Genomic DNA, 9,511 nt, shown 5'->3' on the forward strand with positions numbered 1-9,511 from the left:
CGCGCGCCGCATCTCGCGGGAGCAGGGGAGGCCGCAACCGCCGGCAGCCCCGATGGGCGCGGCGCGCCCTGATTCCCCGCAACGCCGGCCCCGCTCGGGCGCCGGTCTTCCCCATTCCGGCCGCGAATGCGGCTTTTTTTCATTCGCGAAACCGTTTCCGCGATAACCGTTGACGCTCGAACAGGAGGTGGCCGTGCCGACGCTGGCGCTGGGCGCGTTCCTTCACGCATCCGGATGGCGATGGAGTTGCGCATCGATGTGAACCCTTCCCCGCAGGAAGTCGAAAAAGAACTGGAGGCGCTACGCGCGCGCATGAAGCGCCGCGGCGACCGCCTTTACGGATTGCCGCAGGCGGCCACCGACGTGCCGGGCCTGGTGCTGCGCTACCGCGAAGCCGACGGCGAGTACTACGTGTACGTGGTGGACGAGGCGCGCGACCGGGTCGCGGGCTACACCGTGTTCAACCGGCTGGTGGAAGTGGGCCGGCGCGCCGATCCTTACGTGCGCGCGCCGCATTCGAAATACGCCGCGCCGTACCAGCGCATGGGCTTGGCCACGGCGGTGTACCGCTGGGGGCTGGACGCGGGCCTGTGCCTCATGAGCGGCGCGCGCCAGTCCGAAGGGGCGCACGGGCTGTGGATGGCGCTGGCCCGGCACTACGAACTGGGCTATGTGGAGGTGCGGCGCAAGCGCCTCGCGTACCTGGGAAAGCACATCGACCCGGCGCGGCGCGCCGACCTGCACACCCGCATGGTGCTGCTGGGCAGGGGCTGGACGCTGCCCGGCTACATGGCCGCCACCGGCATGGCGCGGGCCGGATTTGCGCCCGCGCAACACTGATCCGGGAAATCCCCGAATCGTGCGCGTCGAGGGCGTCCCCGGAAAGCCGGCGATCGCGCCGCAAGCCGCATCTTTTCTGGCGCTCGGCGGCGCGGCCGCATGCGCGTCCCGGTTGTCCGACAAACGGGGACGCTTGCGTGAGAGCGACACAATGTTTCCATTTTGTGCCGGGGTTACAAAACATATCTGGACTGTCATGAAACCCGGGGTATGCTCGTTTTGGACTTTGAGGATTCCGAACGTGCTCCAGAACAACCTGATCTATAAGGGATACCGCCTCACGGCCAGGGTTTTCCGCGGCGCCGCCGATGGGCTCGAAGCGCCTCCCAGCGGTCCCACTTTCGTTGCGTCCATTACCGTGGCCCAGGCGGCCGCGCAGGAAGAGGGCGAAGAATACGCCGTGCCCAGGTTCGCCGAAGGCGGTTTCGTCTACAGCCCGCGCGAAGCGGTGCATGCGGCCATCGTGCATGGCCGCGAGATCGTCGACGGCCTGACCGCTGCGGCCTCGTAGCGCCGCGCGGCCGTCCGCGCCGCCCTGCGCTATTGCGCGAAGACTTCGGCCCAGTCGCGGGTCTTGCCCAGCGTCTGCACCGTGGCCGATTGCTCCAGGATGGCGACCGCCTTCCTGAATTCCTCGGCCGGCGCGCCATCTTCCAGAATGACCATGCGCGAGTTGCGCGCATCGGCCATTTTCACGTCCGACATCTTGCCGTGCGTCTGGTAGACGTGGGTCCAGTCCATTTTCCTGCCCGCTTTCAGCGCGATGGGCTCGATATAGGTGAGCGCCGTGCTGCCGGCCGCGCGCACCGCGAAGGCGAAGTCGGCGGTATGGCCGCTGCTGCCCTTGGCGCGCGCGCCCTTGACCATGCGGTTGGCGCCCACGCCTTCGGCCAGCGCGCGTCCCACGCGTGCGCGAAAGCGCAGCTGGCTGAAGCGCGGCATCCATTTGGCGCACTGGAAAGACAGCGCCATGGCCAGTTTCATGGCGTCCCACACGGCGTCCTGCAGCTGCTCGCGCGGGCCGCTGGCGACGATGGCGCCGGACTTGTCGACATGCGCCAGGCTGACGCCCGGCGTTTCATTGAGGAGCTCGATGCGCTTGGGCCCCAGCTCGATGCCGAAGGCCGCCGCGTGCATGGCGCTCTCGCCGGCGTCGGTCAGGTGGAACGTGGCGTCGTCGGGGTAGGCGATGAAGAACGCGGCGTGCTGGCCGTCCAGCCCCAGCGTGGTGGGCGCGATGGCGCGCACCGCGCGCTCGCCGCCGGCAGCACGGTCCAGCCGGCCGCTTCCAGGAAGGTGCTCATAGAATCAATTCGATCTGGCGCCCCTTGAGGGGGTGCGCGAAGCCGCCGACCAGCGCCAGGTTGGCGCGGGGCAGGAAATAGTCCATCAGGGCGCCGATGGTCTGCAGCGCGGGCGTGACGGGCTCGGCATAGCCTTCGCCTTCGTCGGTCCAGAGATGTTCGTGGCTGCGGTCGGCCAGCGGCTTGCGGTAATGGGGCCGCCCCGAGCCCGCCAGGCTGGTGTGGAAGGCGTCGTCGGTATCCACGCCGTAGACCCGGTGCGGCCCGACGAACAGGCTGGCGCTGAACGCCTCCGACAGGAAGATCGTGGCCTGGCCGTAGACGTCGGTGCGGGCGGCGCGGTACGTGGCGCGGAAGAGGACGTCGTCGCGCACTTCGCCCTTGATCCTGCATGGGCTACAGAACTCCATCCATTGCGCATTGCCGGCGGCGGGCCGGGGCGTCCAGGAAACCGGGCGCGCGGTCTCCTTCGGTTCGGCAAGAATCTCCCGCACCTCGTCGACGGTGATTAAGGGTTCGAACTTATTGGCCATGAAAAGGATCTGGATCTGGGAATGCGCACGCCGCCGCGCGCGCCTTGAAGGCGCGCGCGGCGGCGAGGGGGGCGTAATCTTACAAGATGCGCGGCCCGGGCCCGGCCGGGCTGTATGCATGTACAGCCGGCGCGGCGCCTGCGCGGTGGACGCTACAGCGAGCTGGCCGCGAAAGTGTCGCACTGGCGGATGTCGCCGCTCTTGAAGCCGCGTTCGAACCAGCGCACGCGCTGCGCCGAGGAGCCATGGGTGAACGTGTCGGGCACCACGTAGCCCTGCGTCTGCTTTTGCAGGCGGTCGTCGCCGATCGCGGTGGCCGCGTTCAGCGCTTCCTCGACGTCGCCGCTTTCGAGGATGTTGCGCGCCGAGTTGGCGCGCTGCGCCCACAGCCCCGCGAAACAGTCGGCCTGCAGCTCCAGCCGCACCGACAGGGCGTTGGCCTGCGACGGATTGCGGCGGCGCAGGTTGTCGACCTGGTCCGAGATGCCCAGCAGGTGCTGCACGTGGTGGCCCACCTCGTGCGCGATGACGTAGGCCTGGGCGAAATCGCCGGGCGCCTTGAAGCGGCTCCGCAGTTCGTCGAAGAAGGCCAGGTCGATGTACACCTTGCTGTCGCCGGGGCAGTAGAACGGCCCCATGGCGGCCTGGCCCGTGCCGCAGGCGGTGGGCGTGGCGCCGCGAAAGAGCACCAGCTTGGGCGGCGCGTACTGGCGGTTGAGATCCTGCTGGAACACGGCGGCCCAGGTGTCTTCGGTCTCGCCCAGCACCTTGGCGACGAAGCGCGCCTGCGGATCGTCGGCCGGCGGGCGCGTGGCCGGCACCTGCTCCTGGCTGACCGGGGGGCCTTCGGCCATCTGCAGCACGATGCGGGGGTCTACGCCGAAGTACATGGCCACGAGGGCCAGCACGATGGTGCCGATGCCGATGGTGCCGCGGCCGCCGAAGCGCGGGCCGCTCGCGCGGCGGTCTTCTACGTTGTCGCTTTCGCGCGAATCGTCGAGGCGCATGTCTGTTCTCCTGGGGGCATGGCGCAAGGCCCGTGCCGCGCGGCCGCCGGACGCGGCGGCCATCAAGAATGTTAGGATAAACCCATGGCACTCTATTTCTCCATCCATCCCGCGAATCCGCAAGCGCGCCTGCTCAAGCAGGCGGCGCACTGGCTGGAACGACGGCGGCCTGGTGGCCGTGCCCACCGACTCCAGCTACGCGGTGGTGGCCAGGCTCGACGACAAGGCCGCGGCCGACGGGCTGCGCCGGCTGCGCGGCCTGGACGAGCGCCACCATCTCACCCTGCTGTGCCGCGACCTCGCCGAGATCGGACACTTCGCGCGGGTGGACAACCGCCAGTACCGGCTGCTCAAGGCCGCCACGCCCGGGCCGTGGACCTTCATTCTCGAAGCCACCAAGGAAGTGCCGCGGCGCGTCTCGCACCCGTCGCGCAAGACCATCGGCATCCGCGTGCCCGACCACCCCGTCATCCAGGGGCTGCTCGAGCAGGTGGGCGAGCCGCTGCTTTCCACCACGCTCATCCCGAAGGACGAAACCGAGGCGCTGAACGACGCCGAGGTCATCCGCGAGCGCTACGATCACGATCTCGCCGCCATCATCGACGCGGGCGCCTGCCCGCAGTCTCCCACCACCGTCATCGACCTCACGGCCGAAGACCCGGTCATCGTGCGCGTGGGGCGGGGCGATCCCGCCACGCTGGGCCTCGCTTGACGCGTCGGGCCCCGTCCGTGCGCAGCAGGGCGTCGCGCCGCGGCGCTCCTCTACAATCCGGTTCGCCATGAACGACATCATCCAAACCATCGCCGTCTACGCGATCCCGGTGATTTTCGCCATCACCCTGCACGAGGCCGCGCACGGCTACGTGGCGCGCATGTTCGGCGATCCCACCGCGGCGCAGGCCGGGCGCATTACGCTGAACCCGGCCAAGCACATCGATCCGATCGGCACGCTGCTGGTGCCCGTGGCCATCCTGCTGGCGTCCAAGCTGCTGGGCAGTCCGGGCATGCTGTTCGGCTGGGCCAAGCCGGTGCCGGTGGACTTCGGCCGCCTGCGCCGGCCCAAGCAGGACATGCTGTGGGTGGCGCTGGCCGGGCCGGCCGCCAATCTGTTCATGGCCGTCCTGTGGGCGTTCTCGCTGCGCCTTTTCTTCGAGTCGGGACTGCAGGAAAGCTTCTGGTTCGAGATGGCGGTGGCGGGCGTGAACGTGAACCTGGTGCTCATGGCCCTGAACCTGCTGCCCATCCTGCCGCTGGATGGCGGGCGGGTGCTCTTCAGCCTGCTGCCCAACCGGCTGGCCTGGCAGTACTCGAAAATAGAGCCGTATGGCCTGGTGATCGTCATCGTGCTGCTGGTGACGGACGTGCTCTGGCTGCTGATGCAGCCGGTGCTGGCATTGGGAACGACTATCGTTCAGTGGTTTCTGTAGAGGCAGGCCGTTTTCCGTTAAACTCATCCGTTTGACAGATTCTGGCCCCGTGGCAATCCCGCCGAGGGGCGTTGGAGCCCTACCTTATGGCATCCCCTGCACCCGCCGCAGGCGTTAATTTCCAGGGCAGCATGGTGGCCCTCGTCACGCCCATGCAACCCGATGGCAGCCTCGATTACGCCGCCTACCGGTCGCTCATCGACTGGCACGTCCAGGAAGGCACCGATGCGCTCGTGGTGGTGGGCACCACCGGGGAGTCGCCCACGGTGTCCATGGAAGAGCACGCCGAGCTGATCCGCGTGGCCGTGGAGCATGCCGCCGGCCGCATCCCCGTGATCGCCGGCGTGGGGGCCAACTCCACCGACGAAGCCATCCACCTCGCCAACCACGCCAAGTCGGTGGGCGCGCAGGCCGGCCTGTCGGTGGTGCCGTACTACAACAAGCCTTCCCAGGAAGGCCTGTACCGGCATTTCCGCGCCATCGCCGAGGCCGTCGACCTGCCCACCATCCTGTACAACGTGCCCGGCCGCACCGTGGCCGACATGAGCAACGAAACCGTGCTGCGGCTGGCGCAGGTGCCGGGCATCATCGGCATCAAGGACGCCACGGGCGACATCGCCCGACCGGCCGCCTGCTGCTGCGCGAGGCGCCCGCCTCGTTCCAGGTGTTCAGCGGCGACGACCCCACGGCGGCCGCCCTGATCCTGCTGGGCGCGCGCGGCAACATCTCGGTCACCGCCAACGTGGCGCCGCGCCTCATGCGCGACCTGTGCGCCGCGGCCCTGGCGGGCGACGTGCCCAAGGTGCGTGAACTTAATCGCCGTCTCGCGCGTCTCAACAAAGCCTTGTTCGTCGAGGCCAATCCCATCCCCGTCAAGTGGGCGCTGGCCCAGATGGGCCGCAGCGCGCTGGGTTACCGGCTCCCGCTGGTCGAACTGGGGGCGCAGCACCACGACACCGTGCGCGGCGCGCTCCAGGAAGTCGGTCTGCTCTAAACACCATGAGGATACGTATGAAGAAACGTCATGCCGGCCTGTCGGCATTGATGGCCCTGACGCTGTTGGCCGGCTGCAGCGAGGTCAACCAGCTGCTGGGCAATGAGGAATCCATCGATTACAAGAGCGCCGTCAATCAACGCGGAGAACCGCTGAGCATTCCTCCCGACCTGACCCAGGCCGCCAACGATCCGCGCTACCGCGCGCCGGCGTCCGGCTCCACCACCTATTCGCAGTTCCAGCAGCAGGGCCAGCAGGTCGCCAGCGAGCCCAAGAACACCAACGTGCTGCCCTCGCGCACCGACATGCATGTCGAGCGCGACGGCGACCTGCGCTGGCTGGTCGTGGACCGCGCGCCCGAGGACGTGTTCCCGCGCATCGTGGACTTCTGGACCGAAAGCGGTTTCACCATCCAGACCAACAACCCGACCGCCGGCCTCATCGAGACCGACTGGGCGGAAAACCGCGCCAAGATCCCCGAAAGCTGGCTGCGCCAGGCCCTGGGCGCCGTGCTGGAAACGGCCTGGGACAGCGGCGAGCGCGAGAAATTCCGTACCCGCATCGAACGCGTCAACGGTCACACTGAAATCTACGTCAGCCACCGCCAGATGCTCGAGAAGCGCGTCGGCGCCGACGGCATGCAGGTGCAGTGGCAGAACGGCAAGGAAGACCCCGGCCTGAACGCCGCCATGCTCGCCCGCATGATGGTCTATCTGGGCAAGGACGTGGACAGCGCCCGCAAGCTGGTGCAGCAGGCCGAGGCCGCGCCGCAGAAGCCCGCCGTCCAGGAAGACGTGCGCGCGCAGGGCGCCATGCTGGTCGTGAACGAAACCTACGACCGCGCCTGGCGCCGTGTCGGCGTGGCGCTCGACAGCGGCGGCTTCGCCGTGGACGACCGCGACCGTTCCGCCGGCGACTACTTCGTCCGCTACGTCGATACCGATACGGGCCAGAAGATGGAAGAGCCGGGCTTTTTCAGCCGTCTCTTCTCCGGCGACAAGAAAGCCCAGGCCGCGCAGTACCGCATCCACCTGGTCGCACGGGGCGACCAGACCGAGGTGACGGTGCTCGACGCCAATGGCGGCCGCGACGGCAGCGCCACCGCCCAGCGCCTGCTCAGCGTGCTGAAAGACAAGATGTGATCGAAGGCCGCCCCGCTGCGGGCCCGGGCCGCGCATCGAAGCGCCGCTGCCAAGCCGCCCTTGCCGGGCGGCTTTTTCGTGGGCGGACGGCAGGCAAGCGGAGGCGTTTCAGCCGGGCGCGGCCGTGTTCGGGCAGAAAAGCCCCTCACGCCGCGCCCCGAGGGGGCGAGTTGTCTTGGGGCTGGGACGGTCCACCGGCGAAAAAAATGGCCCTGGCGGATGTGCCAGGGCCATTTTCGTCACGTTTGCACGCGGGGGTTCGCGTGGCGCCAAACGTGAAAACCGGGGTCCGATCAGGACGAAGGCGTGGTCGCGCCGCCAGGGGTGGTCGAACCGCCGCCCGGAGCGGGAGCGGGGGCCGGCGAGGACGGCGCGGGGGCGGTGGTCGCCGGGGCGGGAGTGCTGCCGGCGGGGGCCGCCGTGTCTTCCTTCTTGTTGCAGGCGCTCAGCGCAACGGCCAGCACCGACGCAATGACCAAGGTTTTGCTCATCATTTTTGGGACTCCTCTAGATGACGACTCGTGAAACCCCCAGGGGGAAACCAACTAAGGGGAAACCAGTAGTCAGGCTACAGGAAGCCGGCGGGGATGCCAGTGTGAAAGTTAAAAAGGTCGCATCAGAGCGGCAACAATCCTTTCAGCTACGTGTTAAGTATTTCTTCATGTGACCGCGCGCATAGACCTGATTGCCTTCTGTGCGAATAGGATACGCGCGCGTGTCCGGATACTACTCGGGCCGGTAATGCAGCCAGCCCGCGTCCAGCCAGTCGGCAAGCTGCGTGCGCGCGCTGTCGGACAGGCGCGCGCACAGCGGGCGGCGCAGGTCCAGCGCGCGCGCGTCGGCAAGCTTGCGCAGGGCCGGTTCGGCGGCGGCCCCGGCGGTTTCTCCGTTGATGAAAAGCTGCTTGCCGCGGTAGAGCATGCGGCTGCGGCGGTCGAGCTGTAGGCGTCCCTGCGCGGGCCACTGCGCCTCGATATCGGGCGGCTGGTCCGAAGGCGGGTCGAAGACCGCCGCGTTGCCGGGCTCGGTCAGCCAGCATCCCAGGAAGCGCGCGGCCAGGGCTTCGTCGAAGCGCAGCTTGTCCGCCGTTGCCAGCGTGGCCTCGATCAGCCCGTCGGGCACTTGCGCCGGGTGGTCCACCGCCGGCTGCCCGGGATCCCGGTACAGCCCGGACAGGCGCGGGCCGGGCAGCGGGGGATCGCCGTAGGGGCCGCCCAGCAGGCCCACCCGCGCCATGACCTGGTCGGCCGCGGCCTCGAGCAGCCCGCGGGCCAGATCCGCCTGCGAGGGCGCGCGAAAACCGATGGAGATGGTCATGCAGCCTCGCCCACCGCCACGCCGTCGTGCGGTCCTGCGGCGGCAGGTACAGCATGTCGCCCGGGGCGAGCACGGCGGTGTGCTCCGGCTCGAAGCGGCTGAGGATCTTCAGCGGCAGGCCGGGCTGCAGGCCGAGGTCTTTCTGCCGGCCGTAGCGCCACTCGCGCTCGCCGGCTGCCTGCAGCAGGAACACGTCGTAGCTGTCGAAGTGCGGCCCCACGCCGCCGCCGTGGCTGGCGATGCTGATCATCACGTCGTCCAGCCGCGCGTCGGGAATGAAGCGGAACTGCTGCATCAGCTCGGCCGCGGCGTCGCTGTGCAGGTCCACACCCTGCACCAGCAGCGTCCAGTCGCCCTCGTTGTCGCGCGGCAGGCGGGCAAAGGGGCCGTGCTCCATCCGCCATTCGCCGTTCTCGCGCCAGATCAGGCGCGATTCCACGTCGTCGCGGCGCGCCAGCTTCTTGACGGCGGCCAGCGTGAGCGGCGGCCGGAAACCGGGTATGGCCTGGCGGATCAGCAGCGGCTTGCGCTGCCAGTGGCGGCGCATGAAATCGTCGGGGCTGAGCCCGCCCAGCAGCGGCAGGGGGTGGTCGAGGTTCATTGGAGATGGGCCTTGAGGCGGTACAGCGCGTCGAGCGCTTCGCGGGGAGTGAGGCTGTCGGGATCGATGGCGGCGAGCGCTTCGCGCAGCTCGTCCAGGGCGGCCAGGGCGCTGGACTGCTCGGCATGCGCATCGGCCCTGGCGTCGGCCTCCGCGGCGGCGGCGAACAGGCCGAGCTGCGGCGTGGGCGCGCCCTGGGCTTCCAGGCGCGCCAGCTCGCGCGTGGGCCTGGCGGATCACCGCGGCCGGCACGCCGGCCCGCTGCGCCACCTGGATTCCGTAGCTGCGGCTGGCGGGGCCTTCGCGCACTTCGTGCAGGAACACGATGCCGCCGGCCGATTCGGCC

General features: G+C 68.9%; 7 protein-coding genes and 5 pseudogenes. 6 read left to right on the plus strand and 6 right to left on the minus strand.

Going from position 1 to position 9,511, the window contains the following annotated elements; all coding sequences use genetic code 11:
• Positions 1–240: 240 nt before the first annotated feature.
• Both AD428_RS17460 and AD428_RS17465 read left to right on the plus strand, forming a co-directional pair.
• Positions 241–840, plus strand: a complete 600-nt coding sequence (locus tag AD428_RS17460; protein WP_235490739.1) for an N-acetyltransferase — start codon at positions 241–243, stop codon at positions 838–840.
• 241 nt (positions 841–1,081) lie between these two features.
• Positions 1,082–1,351 carry a hypothetical protein gene (locus AD428_RS17465; RefSeq protein WP_053246021.1) on the plus strand — a complete coding sequence of 90 codons (270 nt, stop codon included), beginning with the start codon at positions 1,082–1,084 and terminating at the stop codon, positions 1,349–1,351.
• A 29-nt stretch (positions 1,352–1,380) separates the two neighbouring features.
• Here the strand turns inward: AD428_RS17465 and AD428_RS17470 are convergent.
• From AD428_RS17470 to ypfJ, 3 genes and pseudogenes are all read right to left on the minus strand, one after another.
• A pseudogene (locus AD428_RS17470) lies at positions 1,381–2,144 on the minus strand (DUF1828 domain-containing protein).
• The gene (locus AD428_RS17475; RefSeq protein WP_053246022.1) at positions 2,141–2,677 is read right to left on the minus strand and encodes a hypothetical protein; all 537 of its coding nucleotides are present in this window, start codon (positions 2,675–2,677) and stop codon (positions 2,141–2,143) included. The pseudogene AD428_RS17470 and the gene AD428_RS17475 overlap by 4 nt, the downstream one beginning before the upstream one ends.
• A gap of 152 nt (positions 2,678–2,829) precedes the next feature.
• Entirely contained in the window at positions 2,830–3,684 is an 855-nt protein-coding gene (gene ypfJ, locus AD428_RS17480; protein WP_053246023.1) for a KPN_02809 family neutral zinc metallopeptidase, read from the minus strand.
• Between the two features lie 84 nt (positions 3,685–3,768).
• On the opposite strand from ypfJ, the pseudogene AD428_RS17485 reads away from it, so the two are divergent.
• The 4 genes and pseudogenes from AD428_RS17485 (at position 3,769) to bamC (ending at position 7,247) form a co-directional block, all read left to right on the plus strand.
• Positions 3,769–4,396 (plus strand): annotated as a pseudogene (locus AD428_RS17485) (L-threonylcarbamoyladenylate synthase).
• A gap of 67 nt (positions 4,397–4,463) precedes the next feature.
• A complete protein-coding gene (locus AD428_RS17490) occupies positions 4,464–5,111 on the plus strand; it encodes a site-2 protease family protein (RefSeq protein WP_053246024.1) in 648 nt (215 codons plus the stop codon).
• Between the two features lie 86 nt (positions 5,112–5,197).
• A pseudogene (gene dapA / locus AD428_RS17495) lies at positions 5,198–6,105 on the plus strand (4-hydroxy-tetrahydrodipicolinate synthase).
• 17 nt (positions 6,106–6,122) lie between these two features.
• Positions 6,123–7,247: an outer membrane protein assembly factor BamC gene (gene bamC, locus AD428_RS17500; protein ID WP_053246025.1), complete on the plus strand. Its 1,125-nt coding sequence runs from the start codon at positions 6,123–6,125 to the stop codon at positions 7,245–7,247.
• A gap of 293 nt (positions 7,248–7,540) precedes the next feature.
• On the opposite strand, the gene AD428_RS25315 is transcribed toward bamC, so the two are convergent.
• The 3 genes and pseudogenes from AD428_RS25315 to AD428_RS25320 all read right to left on the minus strand — a co-directional run.
• Positions 7,541–7,741: an endopeptidase gene (locus AD428_RS25315; protein ID WP_082308473.1), complete on the minus strand. Its 201-nt coding sequence runs from the start codon at positions 7,739–7,741 to the stop codon at positions 7,541–7,543.
• Positions 7,742–7,973: 232 nt separating this feature from the next.
• Positions 7,974–9,165: pseudogene (locus tag AD428_RS17510) on the minus strand (JmjC domain-containing protein).
• A pseudogene (locus AD428_RS25320) lies at positions 9,162–9,511 on the minus strand (MutS-related protein); the annotation flags it as partial. The pseudogenes AD428_RS17510 and AD428_RS25320, both read right to left, overlap by 4 nt.

This window comes from Achromobacter sp. DMS1, assembly GCF_001270295.1.